An 18905-nucleotide genomic window follows, 5' to 3' on the forward strand; every position below is an offset into this window, starting at 1 on the left:
CGGGCGCCCCTTTTTCGTTACCTCGCCGGAAAGATTGCCATCGCAGCAATGTTGGAACATAATGCGAACAAATGAGTCGTTCGCCCATGCCCTTCAAGTCCATCAAGCAATCGCCTGCCCGGATTTTGCCTGCCCGCCTGTCCGAATCGCGCTGGCGCCCGGGGCTGGCGGAGCAGCCGTTCCATTCCGAAATCTTTGCTCCTGCAACCGAGGCGAGCGGGGCGGGGCTGGCGCTGGCGCTGGCGGGTGACGCGTTGACGTCACTCAACGAATGTCCGGGAAAGGATCATCGCCATGTGCTGTGGGTGCAGGATCGCGCCGCGATCCGGCTTGGCGGACGGCCTTGCCTTGCCGGTCTGCCGTCTGACCTGCGCCGCCGCCTGATCCACGTTGCCGCTGCTACGCCTGAAGATATGCTGTTCGCATTGGAGGAAGGGCTAAAGTGCCGTGATTTTGCCTGTGTGATCGGCGAGATTGCGGGCAACCCGCGCGCGCTTGGTTTCACCGCTTCGCGCCGCCTCAGCCTTACGGCGGAGCGCCACAGGGTCAGACTGTGGCTGGTGCGGCTTGATGCAGCGCCCGACCTCTCGTCTGCCCGGATGCGCTGGCAGGCCCGCGCTGCGCCGTCTTCACCGCAGCGCTGGAACCCGGCTGCGCCCGGCACCCCTATCTGGCACGCAGAACTGTTCCGGTCGCGTGCCCATGCACCCGGCGAATGGATATTGAGCGATGACAAGGGACGTCTGCATGTCCGCCCCGAACCCGAACCCGAACCTGCCATCACGCCGGATTTTATCTATCTGGGTCGCCCGACTGTCGGTCGATCGCTGGCGACTCGCGCTCGCGCCTGATGACCGCGGCGCTGCCGATGCCGCACCGACCGCACTGATTGCCGAAACTGCACACGGCCCGCGAATTGTTGCGGCCAATGATGCAGGTCTTGTCGCAGGTGCGTGCGCCGGGATGCTGCTCGCCGATGCGCGTGCGCTGTGCCCGCAGCTTGATGCCGTGCCAGCCGATCCGGCGGGCGATCTGGCGTTCCTTGAAAAGCTGGCGCTATGGGCGCAGCGCTGGGGGCCGTGGAGCGCGCTTGATCCGCCCGATGGTCTGCTGGTCGATATCACCGGGGTTGCGCACCTGTTCGGGGGTGAGGAACACCTTCTCAGGGATGTTGCAAGCGCCTTTACCGCACGCGGATTGACCGTCCGCGCCGCGCTTGCTCCCACCGCAGGGGCAGCGTGGGCGCTGGCGCATTATGGGCCACCTGCTGCGATCCTTGCACCGGAAAATGACCCGCTGCGCCAGCTTGGCGATCTGCCGGTTGCCGCGCTCAGGCTGGATGACGATGTGCTGACCGTGCTGCACCGCCTGGGGATCAAACGCCTCAACGAACTGGCAGGCGTAAGCGGGGCGGGGCAGAATGATCCCCGGAAAGAGGCCGCCGCACGCGATGCGCTGCGCCGCCGGTTCCGTAACCATCGTTCGCCCGCAGCCCACCCGCTGCTTCGCCTTGACCAGTTGCTGGGCCGTGTCCCCGAACCGTTGCTGCCGGTCATCGCGCAAGTGATGCCGCTGGTGCAGCGCCGCTTGATGGAGCCGATCCGCCACCGCGATCTGCTGGATCGGGTGCTGGAAGATCTGACGCTTGATATGGTGCGCGAACTCGAAGCGCGGGGGCACGGCGCCCGGCGGCTTGAAATGGCGCTGTGGCGGGTTGATGGCGAGGTATTGTGGCGCCGGATCGAACTCGCCGCTGCCACCCGCGAAGCATCGCATATTACCCGGCTGTTTGCCGCGCGGCTCGATGATGTCGAGGCAGGCTTCGGGATCGAAGCGGTGCAATTGCGCGCCAGCTGGACCGAATCGCTGGCCTTGTCGCAGGCCGATCTTGATGCGGCTGCGCAGCAGCATGGCACCTCGCTGGCGGCCTTTGTCGATCGGCTGAGCGTGCGGCTTGGCCCAAAGGCCATCACCCGTCCGGTGCTGCGCGCCAGCCACGTGCCCGAACGCGCGCAGGGCTGGCAGCCGCCGCTTGATCCGCTGCCGCTGCAACAAGACGCGTTGCCGTTCCACACCCGCCCATTGAAGCTGCTCGACCGGGCCGAACCGATTGCGGTGCTTTACGCCTCGCCCGATGGCTATCCGCAGCGGTTTCGCTGGCGCGGGCAGGTGCGCGAGGTGGTGCGGGTTGAGGGGCCGGAACGTCTTGCGCCTGAATGGTGGCGCGAACGCTCAACCGCGCGGCTGCGCGATTATTACCGGATCGAGGATGATGGCGGGCGGCGCTACTGGATCTACCGCCAGGGTATCGCCGGTGACGGGCGCGGCGGAGTGCCCGATTGGTTTTTGCACGGACTGTATGCCTGACGTCATTTTCTGCTCTGCTTATATTTTCTTTACCGATTTGTGCGATGTTCCCCTCATGAACCTGAATTCGATCCCGCGCGCGTCCGAACGCAAACCGATGAGCCTGATGGTGAAAAGCCGGGTGCGGTCGCGCGTGGTGTTCGTGGATCTGCTGGATCTGTCCGAAGGCGGCTGCAAGCTGCGCGGCAAGGCTGGCTTCGCTGAAGTGGGCGACCGGGTGACGATGAAAGTTGGCGGGGTCAATGCTCCGCTTGGCAGCGTTGCCTGGGTTGAAGGCCCGATCGCCGGAATCGCGTTCGAAGGCGCGATGCACCCTGCCGTGATCGATTATCTGAGCCAGCAGGAAGAATTGAACCGGATCATCACACCCAGCCGCCGCGCTGTGTGATGCTGGCTTGCAAGCTTTGCATTTGGCAGAAGGGTTGTAGGAACATATAAGGAACACGAAAGGTGCTCCTAAAGTTCCATGGTTCAGAAAACACTCCAGCAAAGGCTCGAAACTCTCGCCGATGCGGCGAAGTATGATGCTTCGTGCGCGTCATCCGGTACGGCGAAGAAGAATTCACTGGGCGGCAAGGGTATCGGATCGACCGAGGGAATGGGCATTTGTCATGCCTATGCGCCGGACGGACGCTGCATCTCCTTGCTGAAAATCCTGCTGACAAATCACTGCATTTTCGATTGCCACTACTGTATCAACCGCAAAAGCTCTAACGTGGAGCGCGCGCGCTTCACCCCGCAGGAGGTGGTTGACCTCACGCTCAATTTCTACCGCCGCAACTATATCGAGGGGCTGTTCCTGTCCTCCGGTATCGTCAAAAGCGCGAACCACACGATGGAACAGCTGGTCGAAGTTGCCCGGATATTGCGGGAAGAGCATGATTTCCGCGGCTATATTCACCTCAAGACCATTCCGGAAGCTGATGCCGAGATAATCCATCAGGCCGGGCTCTATGCCGACAGGGTCTCGATCAATGTCGAACTGCCGACCCGTGCAGGTTTGACCCGGCTCGCACCAGACAAGGATGAAAACCAGATCGAAGGCGCGATGGGCCGCACCAAGACGCGGATCATCGAGGCCAAGGACGAGAGGAAACGCTTTCGCCACGCACCGCGCTTTGCCCCGGCAGGCCAATCGACCCAGATGATCGTTGGCGCGGATGATGCCAATGACACCGCGATCATCAGCAAGGCGAGCCGGCTGTATGGCGCATTCGGATTGCGCCGTGTCTATTACAGTGCGTTCTCGCCGATCCCCGATGCGAGCGCCGTGCTGCCGTTGAAGCGCCCGCCATTGCTGCGCGAACACCGGCTGTATCAATCGGACTGGCTGATGCGATTCTATGGTTTTGCGCCTGGCGAAGTGGCTGACGCGACCGAGGCTGATGGCAATCTGCCGCTCGATATTGACCCCAAGCTCGCCTGGGCACTGAAGTTCCGTGAAAGCTTTCCGGTGGACGTAAACCGCGCCGCGAAAGAACAATTGCTGCGGGTGCCGGGGCTGGGAACGACGGCGGTGGGGCGCATTCTCGCAGCGCGGCGGCATCGGACGCTGCGGCTTGACGATGTCGCGCGGCTGACCGCCTCGATCGCCAAGGTTCGGCCTTTTATCTGCGCGCTCGACTGGCGCCCGACCCTGCTGACCGACCGCGCCGACCTGCGTCGCCTGCTCGCGCCGCGCGTAGAGCAGTTGGAACTGTTTTGATGACAGCGATGCAAAACGTCTCACTCGGCGCGCATTACGCTGTCCACTTGCCTGCGCCCGATGATTTCGCGTTCTGGCGTGAACGGGCGCGCGGACTGATCCAGTGCGATGTGCCGCCCGACCGCGTATCCTGGATCGAGCCAGGGGGGACGGGAGATTTGTTCGCGTCCGATGGCCCCTCGCGCGGGGACAAGCGACTGCCTTCGCCGCCCGCTGATGCCCCGGCGGTGCGTGCCAGCCAGCGGTTTCTGACACTCGCCCGCAGCGCCGGCCTCCACTCCGATCCGGCGCGGTTCGGGCTGCTTTATCGCGTGCTGTGGCGATTGCAGCGCAGCCCCCGGATGATGGAGGACAAGGCCGATCCCGATGTTCGCCGGATCGAGGAACTTGCCAAATCGGTGCGGCGCGATGCGCACAAAATGCACGCTTTCGTGCGCTTCCGCGAAGTCTCGGAGGACAACGGCACCCCGCATTTCGTCGCCTGGTTTGAACCCGATCATCACATCGTCCGCGCCGAAGCTGCGTTCTTCATGCGCCGCTTTGCCAATATGCGCTGGTCGATCCTGACCCCGCGCGGCAGCATGCACTGGGATGGCGAGGTAATGCGCGAAGGCCCGCCAGCGCGGCGCGAGGATGCTCCGGGCGATGATCCGGTCGAGGACCTGTGGCGGTCTTACTACGCATCGATCTTCAATCCGGCGCGGCTGAAGGTCGGCGCGATGCTATCGGAAATGCCCCGGAAATACTGGAAGAACCTGCCCGAGGCTCAGATCATCCCGCAATTGATCGCAGGCGCGCAGGCGCGTGAGGCGGTGATGGTGGCAGCGGGCGAACGGGAGGAGCGGGCGCGGCCTGCATCTTTGGCCGTGGTAGCACAAGGGGTGGCGGCGTGCCGCGATTGTCCGATTGCCGATTGCGGCACCCGTGCGGTGGCGGGCGAGGGGCCGGGGCAAGCGCATCTGATGATCGTGGGCGAACAGCCGGGGGATCAGGAGGACATTGCAGGCCGCCCCTTCGTCGGTCCGGCGGGCCAGTTGCTGGATCGGTATCTCACCAGCGCCGGGATTGATCGTAGCGCGGCTTACCTCACCAATGCGGTCAAGCACTTCAAGTTCACCTGGAAGGGCAAGCACCGGTTGCACCAATCTCCGCAAGCCAAGGAGATCGACACCTGCCGCTGGTGGCTGGATGCCGAGCGGGCACTGGTGCGTCCGCGCATCGTGCTGGCGCTGGGGGCGAGCGCGGCACGGGGTGTTCTGGGCCGTACGGTCAGCGTCTCGAAGGCGCGCGGCGCTCCGATCATGCTCGATGACGGGGCCGAACTGTGGATGACGGTGCACCCGTCCTATCTGCTCAGGCTGGACGGAGCGGCGCGCGAGACGCAGGCGACGTTGTTCGCCAGCGATCTGGCAGCGGTGCAGGGGCGCATGGCGGACATCGGAGCGTAACGTGCCCGACGCCCCGCTTACCCCGGACAAGCGCACGCTTGATGTCGATCCCGATGGCATAGCCGCTCCGCCGCGTGCGGCTTTCGTGGAGCTGGGGGTGGCAAGCTGTTTCAGCTTTCTGCGCGGGGCTTCGGATGCGGTCGATCTGGTGCTGGCAGCACACGCGCACGGCTATGACGCGCTGGGAATCGCCGATGTGAATTCCATGGCCGGTGTGGTGCGCCTGCACACCGAGGCCAAGACGCTGAAACTGCGCCCGCTGATCGGCTGCCGGATCGAGACAGTCGAGGGGTTGGCCTTCCTCGCCTATCCCGAAGATCGTGCCGCCTATGGCCGCCTGTGCCGCCTCATCAGCGCGGGCCGGATGCAGACGCCCGACGGCGGGTGGCAGGACAAGGGGGTGTGCCAGATCACGCTGGCAATGCTGGCTGCCCACGCAGAGGGTGTGCAGCTGATCTTGCTGCCGCCTGATGATCTGGAGGCGCTCTTCACGATTGCGGTGCCGAGCAACATCATCCCCTTTCGTCGCCCCGGACCCGATCCGGGGACGCTCACCGACAGCGATCCCGGCCTTCGCCGGGATGACGAGAAGGAGATGGCGTTCCCCGACCTTATCCCGCACCTGGCCCGTCAGCTACCCACCATGCGCCACATGGCTGCCAGCTACCTCTATCGCGGTGACGATGTCGCCCGGATCGAACAGCTCGACAGCCTCGCCCGCACGCACGGCCTTGGTCTGCTCGCCACCAATGACGTCCACTACCACGCGCCTGAACGCCGCGCGCTTCAAGACGTGATGACCGCGATCCGGCACAAGACCACCGTGGCGGCAGCCGGGCATCTGCTCCACCCCAATGCCGAACGGCATCTGAAGTCGCCGGCGCAAATGCAGCGCCTGTTTGCTCGCTGGCCGCACGCGATTGCTGCCGCGCGGGAGGTGGCCGACCGGTGCGATTTCAGCCTCGATGAATTGCGGTATGAGTATCCCGAGGAAATCTACCCCGGCGGCCAGACCCCGCAGGCCTTCCTTGATGCCGAGGTGTGGGCCGGTGCTGGCCGGCGTTATCCTGCCAATGAATCAGGTGGCGGCCTGCCTGAGACAGTGCGCGCCACGCTGGAGCGCGAGTTGGCGCTGATCGCCAAGCTCGATCTGGCCCGCTATTTCCTCACCATCAAGGACATCGTCGATTTCGCGCGGGGCTGCGATCCGCCGATATTGTGTCAGGGACGGGGGAGCGCCGCCAACTCTGCCGTGTGCTACGTGCTTGGCATCACCAGCGTCGATCCGGCCAAGCACCAGCTCTTGTTCGACCGCTTCATCTCCGAGGAGCGGAAAGAACCGCCCGATATCGACGTCGATTTCGAGCATGAGCGGCGCGAGGAGGTGATCCAGTACATCTACGCCAAATATGGCCGCCACCGCGCCGGGCTGTGCGCCACTGTGATCCACTACCGCCCGCGCATGGCGATCCGCGAGGTGGGCAAGGCGATGGGCCTGTCGGAGGACGTCACCAGCGCTCTCGCCCGCACCGTATGGGGGGGCTGGGGGCGCGAGATCAGCGAGAAGCATGCGGAGGAAACCGGGCTGGATATCACCGACCCGCACCTCAGGCGCGTGCTGAAACTCACCGAACAGATGATCGGAATGCCGCGCCATCTGGGCCAGCATGTCGGCGGGTTCATCCTTACCGAAAGCGCGCTGACCGAGACTGTGCCGATTGGCAATGGCGCGATGCCCGAACGCAGCTTCATCGAATGGGACAAGGACGACATTGAAGCGCTGGGCATCCTGAAAGTTGACGTGCTGGCACTGGGCATGCTGACCTGTATCCGCAAATGCCTCGATCTGCTGGCGGATCACCACGGACGCAGGCTGACGCTCGCCACTGTTCCGCGCGAAGATCCGGAAACCTATGCGATGCTGCGCAAGGGCGATTCACTCGGCGTGTTTCAGGTTGAAAGCCGGGCGCAGATGAACATGCTGCCACGCCTGCGCCCGCGCGAGTTCTACGATCTGGTGATCCAGGTCGCAATTGTCCGCCCCGGCCCGATCCAGGGCGACATGGTGCACCCCTATCTCAAGCGCCGCCGAGGGGCGGAGCAGGTGCAGATCCCCGCGCCCGCGCCCGAACACGGGCCGCCCGACGAACTCACCAGCATCTTGGGTCGAACGCTGGGCGTGCCGATCTTTCAGGAACAGGCTATGAAGATTGCGCTGGATGCCGCCAAGTTTTCCAGCCTCGAAGCCAACCGGCTGCGCAAGGCAATGGCGACCTTCCGCAGCCGCGGGATGGTGGACGAGCTTCAGGACATAATGGTCGAGCGCATGGTCGCGCGCGGATATGATCGCGACTTTGCGCAGCGCTGCTTCAACCAGATCCGTGGCTTCGGCGAATATGGCTTTCCCGAAAGCCATGCGGCGAGCTTTGCCCAGCTTGTCTATGTGTCGAGCTGGCTCAAGTGCCATTATCCTGCCGCCTTCGCCTGCGGCCTGCTCAATTCGCAGCCGATGGGCTTCTACGCGCCTGCCCAGATCGTGCGCGATGCGGCGGAGCACGGGGTGCGGGTGCTGCCGGTGGATGTGAACCACTCTGCATGGGATTGCACGCTTGAGGGCTTGGGGGAGGGCGAGGATTTCGCTCTGCGTCTCGGTCTGCGCCAGATTGATGGTTTGCCCGAACATATCGCCGCCGCGCTGGTCGCCGAGCGCGAGGAGCGCAGGGCTTATCGCGATGTTGCTGACCTGCGCATGCGGGCAGGGCTGTCGCCTGCGCATATCGAGCGGCTTGCCAGCGCCGATGCATTCACCTCGATCAGCCTTACCCGCAGGCAGGCCTTATGGGACGCGCGCAGCCTGATTGCCGCGCCCGATCTGCCGCTGTTCCGCGCCGCTGCGGTGCGCGAGGAGGGGGCGGAGCGTGGCCGGACCGTGCTCCCGGTGATGCCGCTATCGGAAGAGGTGGTGGCTGATTACCAGACCACCCGCCTCAGTCTGAAGGCGCACCCGATGGCGTTCCTGCGTGCCGATCTGGCCCATCGCGGGTTTGTGCGCGCGGCCGATCTGCGCAGCCGGAAATTTCGCAGCATGGTGCAGGTGGCCGGCGTGGTGCTGATCCGTCAGCGGCCTGGCAGCGCCAAGGGCGTCACCTTCATCACGCTTGAGGATGAAACCGGCGTCATCAACCTCGTGGTCTGGCCTGATCTCAAGGAGAAGAACCGCAAGGTCGTGATGGGCGCGCGGCTGATGGAGGTGCGGGGGCGCGTGGAATATGATGACGAGGTGATACACGTGATTGCGCAATCCATGACCGATGCGACCCACCGGCTGCACACCTTGTCGGACGATCTGCTGGAAGCCCCGCTCGCCCGCGCCGATCATGTCAACGCGCCGCTGACGGGCAGGCGGCCCCCGGCGCTTGCCGATCGCGCCGGGCCGAAGCCGAATGTTACCGGCCATCCGCGCAATCAACGGATCATTCCGCCTTCCCGCGACTTTCACTAGGCATGACCCGCAAGCAATCCCCGACCAGGATCAGCCGCCGCATCGGGCGTTTCCGTACCGAACGCAGGCTGATCCTCCTCGCGATCCTCGCCATCATCCTGTTTACCGGTTGGCGCTGGATCAAAATGCACCCCGAACATGATCCGACCGCGCCGCTCGATCTCAATCACCCGGTCGGCTTTGCCACCGCTACCAAGGTGTCTGCGCTGCGCGATGATGTGCCCGCCTGCCGCGCCGTGCTGGAGCGTAGCGAAGTTGCCTTCACCGCGCTTGATCCGGCGGGAGAGGGGGCCTGCGCCCGGCCGGATCGCACCCGGCTCGATGATTATCCGCTTGCGCCCAATACCCCGCCAGTGACCTGCGCCGCCGCTGCTGCGCTGGAATTGTGGCGCACCAAGACACTTGCCCCGGCCGCGCAGGAGATTTTCGGCACTGGTATCGCCCGTATCGAGCACCTCGGCGCGTTTTCCTGCCGCCGCACATATGGCACTGCGGAAGGCCCGTGGAGCGAACATGCTACGGCCAACGCCATCGATATCGCAGCCTTTGTGCTGGAAGACGGACGCCGCATCAGCCTGATCGCCGATTGGGACGGGGATGATAACGAGGCCCGCTTTCTGCGCCGCGCCCGCGAAGGCGCGTGCGACTGGTTCGCGACCGTCCTATCGCCCGATTATAACGCCGCCCACGCGGATCACTTCCACCTTGATCAAAGCCCGCGCTGGGCGGGGGTGTGCCGTTAGGCTTCAGGCAGGTTCCAGTGCATATCCCGCAGACCGCACCGTGCGGATCGGGTCTTTCACACCTTCGATCCCGATAGCCTTGCGCAAGCGGCGAATGTGGACATCGACCGTGCGCAGTTCGATATCGGAACCGGTGCCCCACACCCCGTCGAGCAGTTGGCCGCGGCTGAACACGCGCCCGGGGCTCTCCATGAAGAACTTGAGCAGACGGTATTCGGTCGGCCCCAGTTGCAAGGCGCGGCCGCGACGTTGCACCTTGTGCGCGACCGGATCGAGCTTGAGATCGCCGACTTCAATGGTTTCGCCTGCCAGTGCCGGGCGAATGCGACGCATGACGGCGGCGACGCGCGCGAGCAATTCGCGCGGGGAGAACGGCTTGGTCAGGTAATCGTCCGCGCCGGTTTCCAGCCCGCGCACGCGGTCATCCTCGGCCTCGCGCGCGGTCAGCATGATGATCGGAACGTGCGCCGTTTCCTTGTCGCGGCGCAGCCGGCGGCATACCTCGATCCCGCTGGTGCCCTCTATCATCCAGTCAAGGATGATAAGGTCGGGCACTTCTTCGCTGGCAAGGATCAGGGCTTCGTCCCCGTCGCCAGTGCAGCGCACGGAATAGCCTTCGTTCTGGAAACGGTATTCAAGCAGTTCGGACAGGGCCGGATCGTCTTCAACCAGCAGCAATTTGGCAGCGGACATACGAAAGATGCCTCCTCAGACCCGCACGCGCGGGTTACTCCTGCGCCTATGTGTCACTTGCGCGACAGTTTGATGAAACTCCGCAGGATTTCAACTGCGCTCTGACAAGGCGTCAATGTTTCACGTGAAACACAGCGCCAACGCGCCTCGAAAAGGGGTCTAAGCAGGGTCTAAACGGGGTCTAGGCGCACCTAGAGGGGGTCTGGAAGAGGCTACCGATCACCTTCGGGCGGATAAACGCCGGTGGCAGCGAAGTGCACCATTTCGGCCACATTGGTCGCATGGTCACCGATGCGTTCAATGTTGCGGGCCACGAACAGTAACTGCGCGGCGCTGGAAATGGTTGAAGGGTTTTCGACCATGTAGCTGACAAGATTGCGGAAGATGCTGTTGTAAAAACTATCGACCTTCGCATCGGTGGCGATCACTTCGCGGGCCAGATCAGGATCGCGCGCGGCATAGGCGGTCAGCACGTCATGCACCATCTCGCCCGCCACTTCGCCCATCACAGGCAGTAAGGTCAGCGGTTCGAAGCGGCCGCGCCCCTCGATCATTCCGGTGCGCTTGGCGATGTTTTTGGAATAGTCGCCGATCCGTTCCAGCACGCCTGCAATCTTCAGTGCGGCAATCACCTCGCGCAGATCGTCGGCCATCGGCGCACGCAGGGCGATGATCCGCACCGCCAGCTTGTCGACCTCCATTTCCAGCGCGTCCATGCGCTTGTCGCGCGAAACGACCTTCTCGGCCAGCGCCTCGTCTCCGCGCACCAGCGCATCGAGCGATTCGCTGATGGCGACTTCGGCAAGGCCGCCCATCTCCGCGATCAGACCGCGCAGCCGGGTGATGTCCTCGTCAAACGCTTTGACGGTATGTTCAGCCATCAACCGTACCTTCCGGTAATGTAATCCTTGGTGCGTTCTTCGATCGGATTGGTGAAAATTTCCGAAGTCGGGCCGTATTCCACCATCTTGCCGAGGTGGAAGAACGCCGTGCGCTGGCTGACGCGAGCGGCCTGCTGCATCGAGTGCGTCACGATGACGATGGCGTAACGGCCTGAAAGATCATCGATCAGTTCCTCGATCTTGGCAGTCGCGATCGGATCGAGCGCGCTCGCCGGTTCATCCATGAGGATCACTTCAGGGTCAACCGCGATGGCGCGGGCAATGCACAACCGTTGCTGCTGCCCGCCCGACAATGCGGTGCCCGAATCGTCGAGCCGGTCTTTCACCTCGTCCCACAGGCCGGCACGGGTCAGCGACCGTTCGACGATCACATCAAGATCGGCCTTCTTCTCGGCAAAGCCGTGAATTTTGGGGCCATAGGCGATGTTTTCGTAGATCGACTTGGGGAAGGGATTGGGCTTCTGGAACACCATGCCGACGCGGGCGCGCAATTGCACCACGTCCATCCGGTCGCCGTGAATGTCTTCGCCATCCAGTTCGATCAGACCGGTGACTCTGGCCGCGCCAATCGTGTCGTTCATGCGGTTGAAACATCGCAGGAATGTCGATTTACCGCAGCCTGACGGGCCGATGAAAGCGGTGACGTAATTGGGCGAGATGTCGATCGACACTTCGTCGATCGCTTTCTTGTCGCCGTAATAGACACAGACCTCGCGCGCGCGAATCTTGGCGTTTTCGTCGGTCATGTTGGGATGGATGACTGTCACCAGCGTTTCTCGAATCTGTTGCGGAGGTAAATGGCAAGACCGTTCATGACGAGCAGGAACACCAGCAGCACGATGATAGCGGCGCTGGTGCGTTCCACAAAGCCGCGATCGACTTCGTCGGACCACAGGAAGATCTGCATCGGCAGCACTGTGGCGGGCGAGGAAAAGCCTTCGGGCGGGGTGGCGACAAAGGCGCGCATCCCGATCAGCAGTAGCGGGGCGGTTTCACCCAGCGCGCGGGCCATGCCGATGATTGTGCCTGTCAGCATCCCCGGCATCGCCAGCGGCAGGACATGGTGAAACACCACCTGTACCGGAGAGGCACCAATGGCGAGCGCGCCATCGCGGATGGAAGGCGGTACGGCCTTGATCGCGTTGCGGCCGGAAATCACGATCACCGGCATTGTCATCAGGGCCAGCGTCATCCCGCCGATCAGCGGCGCGGATCGCAGGTTGGGGAAAATCGCAAGGAAGATCGACAGGCCCAGCAGGCCGAAGATGATCGAAGGCACAGCCGCAAGATTGCTGATCGATACCTCGATCACATCGGTCCAACGGTTTCTGGGCGCGTATTCTTCAAGGTAGAGGGCGGACAGCACCCCGATCGGGAAGGCCAGGACCAGCGTGACCAGCATGGTCAGCATCGAACCTTTGAGCGCCCCCCAGATCCCGACAGCTTGCGGACTGGTTGCGTCCGAACGCGCAAGAAAGCCCCAATCCCAATTGGTTGCCAGCGCACCTTCGCTCGACAGGCGTTGGGCAAGGGCCTGCATTTCGGGCGCTCCCTCACCGCGCAGGCCCGAGGCAAGCGCGGAGGTTGTGGGCAGTTTGAAAGTTGCACTGCGCCCGATCAGCGTCGGGTCTGCCGAAAGCGCCGATGCGACATCGCGCCAGCCTTCGGCAGAAATCTGGGCCGCCGCATCCGCTCCCAACTGCTGTTCAGCGAAGAATTCGATGACTTCCGGCAGGCCCTGCATTTCGAGCGTCTGCATTGCGCTTGGCGCGGTCAGCGAAACGGCATCGCCCGTTACCCCGCTTTCGGGAAAGTCGATTGTAACCGCGAGTTCCGCACGCTGGAATCCGCCAATCCCGTTGATCAGCATGTTGCCGAGCAGGAACACCAGCACCGCGAGTGAAAATGCGACAGCCGATAAGCCCAGCAGGCGGAAGTTGCGTTCCCCGCTGTAACGTTTGGCCAACCGGGCCTCGAAGCTGGCAGTGCGCGTCGGTCGCTCTTTTTCGACCGCGTTGCCGGTGACAGAGGGGGCAATAGTGCTCATTCGTAAGCCTCCCGGAAACGCTTGACCACGCGCAGCGCAATGAAGTTCAGCGCCAGCGTCACCATGAACAGCACAAAGCCCAGCGCAAAGGCGCTGAGGGTGGCGGGGTGATCGGTGCTCTGTTCGCCTGTCAGCAGCTTGACGATCTGCACCGTCACGGTGGACATCGGCTCAAGCGGATTGGCGGTGAGGTTGGCGGCCGGAGAGGCGGCCATCACCACGATCATCGTTTCGCCGATGGCGCGGCTGACGGCGAGCATGATGCCAGCGACAATACCCGGCAGCGCGGCGGGAAACAGCACCTTGCGGATGGTTTCTGACTTTGTCGCGCCCATCGCCAGGCTGCCATCGCGCATGGCGCCCGGCACCGCAGCCATCGAATCGTCGGCCATCGATGATACGAAGGGGATGATCATCACCCCCATCACCACCCCTGCGGCAAGCGCGCTTTCGGTCGATGCGTTGGTGATACCGATGGCGACCGCCGCATCGCGGATCATCGGGGCGAGGGTGAGGGCGGCGAAATAGCCGTAAACCACCGTCGGCACACCGGCGAGAATCTCCAGCAGCGGCTTGACCCAGGTGCGCACCTTCGGATGGGCATATTGGGTGAGGTAGATCGCGCTCATCAGGCCAAGCGGAATGGCCACGATCATCGCGATGATCGCACCGATGAAGATCGTGCCCCAGAACAATGGCACCGCGCCGTAACGCGAAGGGTCGGTCGCTTCGGGGCTGACCATCGTGTCCGGCCCCCAGACAGTGCCCAACAGGAAATCCAGCGGCGAGACAACACTGAAGAACCGCACCGTTTCGAACACGAGGCTGCCAAAAATGCCCAGCGTGGTGAGGATTGCCACCAGCGAAGCCAGCAGCAGGATCATCATGACCGTGCGTTCCACCTTGGTGCGGGCGCGGAAATCGGGGCGCAGGCGCAAGAAGGCAAAAGCTCCGCCAGCGAGAGCGATCAGAATGGTGACGATGATGCCGATCAGCCTGTAACGGGCTATCGCGTCGCGGAACGGAACGATCAGCGCTTCTGCATCATTGTTGAACACACCGGGCGCCTGACCAATCGCCACGGCGCGCGCTTCGTTCAGGAAGGCGTCGCGTTCGAACCCGAAGGCGGGAAGTGCCTGCGCTGCGGGGTGGGACAGAACCGATTGCAGCACCAGCTGGGGCGCAATTGCGCTCCACAACACGACAAAGGCCAGCACCGGGATCACGACCCACAGGGCAACATACCATGCGTGGTAGATCGGCCGCGAAGCCGGCCGCAGCGCGGGATCGCTGGACTGGAAGCTCCAGGCCTTGGCACGACCGGCAAGCCAGCCCGCAAGGCCAAGGCCTATCGCAATCAGGATCAGTGTGATCGGCGACATCAATTGGACCTGTTTTTCCTGCAGGGGGTGCGAACAGCGGATCTGACCGGCATCGCCCCTGCGCCCCGGCCCTTATGCCATGGGGGCCGCATGTTGAAGAAATAAGACACTACTATGACAGTTGTTGTGTTTCTGCAGGGCGAGCGGCTTGAGCAGCGGTCTGCGAGGCGGATATCTGATGACCGGGTTCAGCTTCGGTTTCGGGTTCGGCAAGCGGTATCCTTACCACCACGCGGGTGCCTTTGCCCAGTTCACTGGTGATGTCGAGCCGTCCGCGATGGCGCTCCACGATATGCTTCACGATCGCAAGACCAAGCCCCGTGCCCCCCGATGCGCGGCTTCGGCCGGGATCGGTGCGGTAAAACCGGCGGGTCAGGTGCGGGACTTGTTCCGGCGCGATTCCTTCGCCCTCATCGGTCACGGAAATCCGGGTCAGATCGCCTTGCGCCAGGTCGAGCGCGACCTTCACCGGCGTATCAGGCGCGCCATATTTCAGCGCATTATCGACCAGATTGCGCACCACCTGTTCCAGTTGCTGCCGATCACCCAGCACACAGGGCTCCGCAGTCAGATCCAGTTGCAGCCGGCTTATCCGGTTCGATCCGGCTGCGTCAGTGGCAGCGCGTTCGACCAGCGAGGCGAGATCGATCCGCTCGGTCGGGAGGTCATGCTTTTCCGCCTCGACCCGCGAAAGGCTCATCAGATCGCTGACCAGCGCGTGCAGGCGCTGCGCTTCGCGTTCGATAATGCCGAGAAACTTCTGCGCCGTGGGCGTATCAAGGCTGCCATCGCCTTCGCGCAGCGTTTCGACATAGCCGAGGATCGCGGCCAGCGGAGTGCGCAATTCATGGCTGGCATTGGCAACAAAATCGGTGTGCGCACGGCTGATGTCGGCCTCTGCGGTCTGGTTGACGAATTCGAGCATGGCCAGGCGTTCGTCGATTTCCTGCCGGTTGATCTGCCAGATATCGCCGCGCCGTACGAGCCCGCGCACGATCGCTTCGCCCTGCCGGTTCTCGTTAAGCAGGGAAATCGCCTCAGGCTGACGCAGCGCAACGCGCGCATCCTGACCGACGACATGCGGCCCAAGAATTCTGCGCGCCGCCTGGTTGGCAATTGCAATCGTGCCGCGTTCGGTGATCAGCAGAGGGGTCGTGGAGTTTTCGATCAGATCGCGAATCGAATCGATCGTGACAGGTTGTTTGATCATGGCCTTGGGTGGTTCAGGCGGGCGTCCTGCCGCAACCATCAGCGATCCGATCCAGACGGCCAGCACGGCGACGCCGATAATCGGATCGACCCCCAGCGACAGAATCGCCAGAAAGGTCACCGCCGCGAGCAGAATTCCGGCGATCGGGATGTTCTGGCCGCTGCCCATGGGCCGTCCTTTACAAGCTAGCATCGTTCGAGGGAAGCGGGCAGGTGCCGCGCAACACATCAATCCGCAACGAAAAAGGGCGGCGAGGCCTAAGCCTGCCGCCCTGTTCAACCATCCGGAAGATGGTGACCCCTACGGGAATCGAACCCGTGTTTCAGCCGTGAAAGGGCCGCGTCCTAACCGCTAGACGAAGGGGCCGTCGCGATTGCGAGAGCGCGCAACTAGGGGGGTGAATCGGATCGGTCAAGCCCCGTTTGCGCAGCCCCATGGAAAAACATCGGCGCGGCAGGAGCTTTGGGATCAATCGGCAAAGGCGGCATCTTCCAGATGCAATTCTGCGGCGGGGCGATTGCCCCAATCATCCAGCTTGACCCGTCCAGCGAGGTGAAAGCGGCGGCCTTGGCTGCGGTGGAGCAGGGTCTGCGCCATTTCGCTTTCACCGGCGCGAAAGGCGATGGCCTTGAAGCTGCGACCGTCATTGCCGCTGGCCACGATGCGCAGGTGATCCTTGCCGACAATGTCCGCCTTGATGATCCGCACCGGGCCCACTGCAACACGCGGCGCAGGCCAGCCGACCCCGTAAGGCCCGCCCGCTTCCAGCGTTTCGACCAGTTCGGGCGTCAATCCTCCGGGTGCCAGCGCCAGATCGAGCAGCATCGCCTGGCCTGCGCGGGCGCGGTCAACATCGCGGGCAAGCCGGGTGTCGAGAAATTCGGCGAAATCGGCAAGCCGCGCCGGATCGATTGTCAGCCCGGCTGCCATCGCATGCCCGCCGCCTGCCACCAGCAAACCTGCCTCCCGCGCGGCAATGATCGCGGCGCCCAGATCGACCCCGCTGATCGACCGGCCCGAACCCTTTCCCTGCAGATCATCCAGAGCGATCACCACAGCGGGCTTGCCGGTTTTTTCCTTGATCCGCCCGGCCACGATCCCGATCACGCCGGGGTGCCAGCCGTGGCCGGAAATTACCTGCACCGCCATATTGTGTTGCCCTGCCAGCTGCGCCTCGGCGGCTTCCTGCACCTCACCTTCGATAGCGCGGCGTTCTTCGTTCAGTTGCGAAAGTTGAGTGGCGATGGCGCGGGCCTCTTCGGGGTCTGTGGTGGTCAACAGCCGCACGCCCAGTGTCGATTCACCGATCCGCCCGCCGGCATTGATCCGCGGGCCAAGCGCAAAACCCAGATCACTGCATTGCGGGGCGCGGGTCAGGCGGCTTGCATCCATCAGCGCCGCCATCCCGATCCGTTCGCGCCGGGCCAGCACCTTCAGGCCCTGCGCCACGAATGCGCGGTTAAGCCCGTGCAGCGCGGCGACATCGGCCACCGTGCCCAGCGCCACCAGATCAAGCAGGCCCATCAGATCCGGTTCCGGGCGGCGTGCAAACCAGCCCTTCACCCTCAGGCACCGCACCAGCGCAATGCCGAGAAGGAAGGCCACGCCAACTGCCGCCAGATGCCCGTGCGCTGCACCAACATCGCTTTCATCCAGCCGGTTGGGATTGACCAGCGCAGCCGTTGGCGGAAGTTCGGGCGAACATTTGTGGTGATCGACCACAATCACGTCCACGCCCGCATCGCGCGCCATGCCCAGCGCTTCATGCGCCATCGCCCCGCAATCGACTGTCACGATCAACCGCGATCCGCTTTGCGCCAGATTGACCAGAGCCTCTCCACTGGGGCCATAGCCTTCAAGCAGCCGGTCGGGGATGTAATATCCAGCCGCGTGACCCAATTGCCGCAGCAGTTCAACCAGCAGCGCAGCGCTCGTCGCCCCGTCGACATCATAATCGCCGTAAATCGTCACCTGTTCGCCGGTCATCACGCACTGGGCCAGCCGTTCGGCGGCGGTATCCATATCGCGGAACACCGAAGGATCAGGCAGAAACCCGCGCATTGTCGGCTTGGCATGGCGTTCAAGATCATCAGGGGCCACGCCGCGGGTCAGCAGCAATTGATCCAGGATCGAACGGTCCAGCCCTTGCGCATCCCCGCCTTGCCCCTCGGACAGTTCCATATTGCCGCCGCGCCAGCGCCACGCCTTGCCCGACAGCGAGGAGGTGACCCCCAGCACAGGAGCAAGAACGGGCGGAACTATCGGAGCAGAAGCCATGCAGCACGCTCTACCGCAATCAGAGCGCCGCCAACAGGCTCGTGCGATTGACAATCGACAGGCCTGCGATGAAGCCTTTGGCCATGTCCGACGCATCGCCTGATCCTTGCCTGCTGATTATCTGGCACAGCCGGACCGGTGCCAGCGCGGCGATGGCGCAGGCCGCGGCGCATGGCGCAGGGCGCGGCGCGCTTCTCGTCAACGCCGCCGATGCCGTGCCTGAAATGCTGCTGGCGGCAGATGGCTACATCTTTTGCTGCCCCGAAAACCTTGCGAGCATGAGCGGGTTGATGAAAGAAATGTTCGACCGCGCCTATTATCCCGTGCTCGGGCAGGTCGAAGGGCGGCCCTATGCCACGCTGATTGCTGCGGGATCGGACGGGGAAGGGGCGCAGCGCCAGATCGACCGGATCGCCACCGGGTGGCGGCTGCGCCGGGTGGCCGATCCGTTGATCGTGGGTTTTTCAGCACAGACGCCGGAAGCGATTTTGGCGCCGAAACAGGTCCCCGAAGCCGCGCTGCAACAGTGCCGTGATCTGGGTGCGGCACTGGCGGAAGGGCTGCGGCTCGGCGTGTTTTAGCGACCCGAAACCGGGTAGTGTCCCGTATCAGTACAGCACAACCCATTG

At 63.5% G+C, this 18905-nt stretch carries 15 protein-coding genes and 1 tRNA gene; 8 read left to right on the forward strand and 8 right to left on the reverse strand.

Annotated features, from left to right (window positions below; translation table 11 throughout):
* Positions 1-71 precede the first annotated feature (71 nt).
* From IP79_RS02485 to IP79_RS02515, 7 genes are all read left to right on the forward strand, one after another.
* Positions 72-851 carry a recA-like protein gene (locus tag IP79_RS02485; protein WP_054117652.1) on the forward strand — a complete coding sequence of 260 codons (780 nt, stop codon included), beginning with the start codon at positions 72-74 and terminating at the stop codon, positions 849-851.
* Positions 748-2367 carry a DUF6504 family protein gene (locus IP79_RS02490; RefSeq protein ID WP_054117653.1) on the forward strand — a complete coding sequence of 540 codons (1620 nt, stop codon included), beginning with the start codon at positions 748-750 and terminating at the stop codon, positions 2365-2367. The genes IP79_RS02485 and IP79_RS02490 overlap by 104 nt, the downstream gene beginning before the upstream one ends.
* A 55-nt stretch (positions 2368-2422) precedes the next feature.
* Positions 2423-2755 carry a PilZ domain-containing protein gene (locus tag IP79_RS02495; protein WP_233994053.1) on the forward strand — a complete coding sequence of 111 codons (333 nt, stop codon included), beginning with the start codon at positions 2423-2425 and terminating at the stop codon, positions 2753-2755.
* Positions 2756-2833: 78 nt separating this feature from the next.
* On the forward strand, positions 2834-4072 hold the full coding sequence (locus IP79_RS02500; RefSeq protein ID WP_054117654.1) for a putative DNA modification/repair radical SAM protein: 1239 nt from the start codon (positions 2834-2836) through the stop codon (positions 4070-4072).
* Positions 4072-5520 (forward strand): UdgX family uracil-DNA binding protein, encoded by a 1449-nt coding sequence (locus IP79_RS02505; RefSeq protein WP_054117655.1) that lies wholly within the window; start codon positions 4072-4074, stop codon positions 5518-5520. The genes IP79_RS02500 and IP79_RS02505 overlap by 1 nt, the downstream gene beginning before the upstream one ends.
* Position 5521: 1 nt before the next feature.
* Positions 5522-9022 (forward strand): error-prone DNA polymerase, encoded by a 3501-nt coding sequence (locus IP79_RS02510; protein WP_054117656.1) that lies wholly within the window; start codon positions 5522-5524, stop codon positions 9020-9022.
* Positions 9023-9024: 2 nt separating this feature from the next.
* Positions 9025-9765 carry an extensin family protein gene (locus tag IP79_RS02515; RefSeq protein ID WP_054117657.1) on the forward strand — a complete coding sequence of 247 codons (741 nt, stop codon included), beginning with the start codon at positions 9025-9027 and terminating at the stop codon, positions 9763-9765.
* Positions 9766-9768: 3 nt separating this feature from the next.
* Here the strand turns inward: IP79_RS02515 and phoB are convergent, their stop codons facing one another.
* The 8 genes from phoB to recJ all read right to left on the reverse strand — a co-directional run bounded on the left by phoB (position 9769) and on the right by recJ (position 18276).
* Positions 9769-10458 (reverse strand): phosphate regulon transcriptional regulator PhoB, encoded by a 690-nt coding sequence (phoB, locus tag IP79_RS02520; RefSeq protein ID WP_054117658.1) that lies wholly within the window; start codon positions 10456-10458, stop codon positions 9769-9771.
* Between the two features lie 212 nt (positions 10459-10670).
* The gene (gene phoU, locus IP79_RS02525; RefSeq protein WP_197273712.1) at positions 10671-11339 is read right to left on the reverse strand and encodes a phosphate signaling complex protein PhoU; all 669 of its coding nucleotides are present in this window, start codon (positions 11337-11339) and stop codon (positions 10671-10673) included.
* Positions 11339-12106 (reverse strand): phosphate ABC transporter ATP-binding protein PstB, encoded by a 768-nt coding sequence (gene pstB, locus IP79_RS02530; protein ID WP_054117991.1) that lies wholly within the window; start codon positions 12104-12106, stop codon positions 11339-11341. Before pstB ends, phoU begins: the two co-directional genes overlap by 1 nt.
* A 17-nt stretch (positions 12107-12123) precedes the next feature.
* On the reverse strand, positions 12124-13407 hold the full coding sequence (gene pstA, locus IP79_RS02535) for a phosphate ABC transporter permease PstA (protein ID WP_054117660.1): 1284 nt from the start codon (positions 13405-13407) through the stop codon (positions 12124-12126).
* A complete protein-coding gene (gene pstC / locus IP79_RS02540; RefSeq protein WP_054117661.1) occupies positions 13404-14789 on the reverse strand; it encodes a phosphate ABC transporter permease subunit PstC in 1386 nt (461 codons plus the stop codon). Before pstC ends, pstA begins: the two co-directional genes overlap by 4 nt.
* Positions 14790-14901: 112 nt before the next feature.
* Complete coding sequence (locus IP79_RS02545) at positions 14902-16167, reverse strand: sensor histidine kinase (RefSeq protein ID WP_054117662.1); 1266 nt, start codon at positions 16165-16167, stop codon at positions 14902-14904.
* A gap of 123 nt (positions 16168-16290) precedes the next feature.
* Positions 16291-16365, reverse strand: a tRNA-Glu gene (locus tag IP79_RS02550).
* Positions 16366-16467: 102 nt separating this feature from the next.
* A complete protein-coding gene (recJ, locus tag IP79_RS02555; protein WP_054117663.1) occupies positions 16468-18276 on the reverse strand; it encodes a single-stranded-DNA-specific exonuclease RecJ in 1809 nt (602 codons plus the stop codon).
* Positions 18277-18359: 83 nt separating this feature from the next.
* Between recJ and IP79_RS02560 the strand changes: the two genes are divergently transcribed.
* Positions 18360-18857 carry a flavodoxin family protein gene (locus tag IP79_RS02560; protein ID WP_054117992.1) on the forward strand — a complete coding sequence of 166 codons (498 nt, stop codon included), beginning with the start codon at positions 18360-18362 and terminating at the stop codon, positions 18855-18857.
* Positions 18858-18905: the final 48 nt, after the last annotated feature.

Origin of the sequence: Porphyrobacter sp. AAP60 (genome assembly GCF_001296025.1) — a bacterium.
In the GTDB taxonomy this organism is placed as follows: domain Bacteria; phylum Pseudomonadota; class Alphaproteobacteria; order Sphingomonadales; family Sphingomonadaceae; genus Erythrobacter.

What these genes read in the sequence shown, in the direction of transcription:
- IP79_RS02485 (WP_054117652.1), top strand. Translation starts at nt 72, where the DNA reads ATGAGTCGTTCGCCCATGCCCTTCAAGTCCATCAAGCAATCGCCTGCC.
- IP79_RS02490 (WP_054117653.1), top strand. Translation starts at nt 748, where the DNA reads ATGTCCGCCCCGAACCCGAACCCGAACCTGCCATCACGCCGGATTTTA.
- IP79_RS02495 (WP_233994053.1), top strand. Translation starts at nt 2,423, where the DNA reads ATGAACCTGAATTCGATCCCGCGCGCGTCCGAACGCAAACCGATGAGC.
- IP79_RS02500 (WP_054117654.1), top strand. Translation starts at nt 2,834, where the DNA reads ATGGTTCAGAAAACACTCCAGCAAAGGCTCGAAACTCTCGCCGATGCG.
- IP79_RS02505 (WP_054117655.1), top strand. Translation starts at nt 4,072, where the DNA reads ATGACAGCGATGCAAAACGTCTCACTCGGCGCGCATTACGCTGTCCAC.
- IP79_RS02515 (WP_054117657.1), top strand. Translation starts at nt 9,025, where the DNA reads ATGACCCGCAAGCAATCCCCGACCAGGATCAGCCGCCGCATCGGGCGT.
- phoB (WP_054117658.1), bottom strand. Translation starts at nt 10,458, where the DNA reads ATGTCCGCTGCCAAATTGCTGCTGGTTGAAGACGATCCGGCCCTGTCC.
- phoU (WP_197273712.1), bottom strand. Translation starts at nt 11,339, where the DNA reads ATGGCTGAACATACCGTCAAAGCGTTTGACGAGGACATCACCCGGCTG.
- pstB (WP_054117991.1), bottom strand. Translation starts at nt 12,106, where the DNA reads ATGACCGACGAAAACGCCAAGATTCGCGCGCGCGAGGTCTGTGTCTAT.
- pstA (WP_054117660.1), bottom strand. Translation starts at nt 13,407, where the DNA reads ATGAGCACTATTGCCCCCTCTGTCACCGGCAACGCGGTCGAAAAAGAG.
- pstC (WP_054117661.1), bottom strand. Translation starts at nt 14,789, where the DNA reads ATGTCGCCGATCACACTGATCCTGATTGCGATAGGCCTTGGCCTTGCG.
- IP79_RS02545 (WP_054117662.1), bottom strand. Translation starts at nt 16,167, where the DNA reads ATGGGCAGCGGCCAGAACATCCCGATCGCCGGAATTCTGCTCGCGGCG.
- recJ (WP_054117663.1), bottom strand. Translation starts at nt 18,276, where the DNA reads ATGGCTTCTGCTCCGATAGTTCCGCCCGTTCTTGCTCCTGTGCTGGGG.
- IP79_RS02560 (WP_054117992.1), top strand. Translation starts at nt 18,360, where the DNA reads ATGTCCGACGCATCGCCTGATCCTTGCCTGCTGATTATCTGGCACAGC.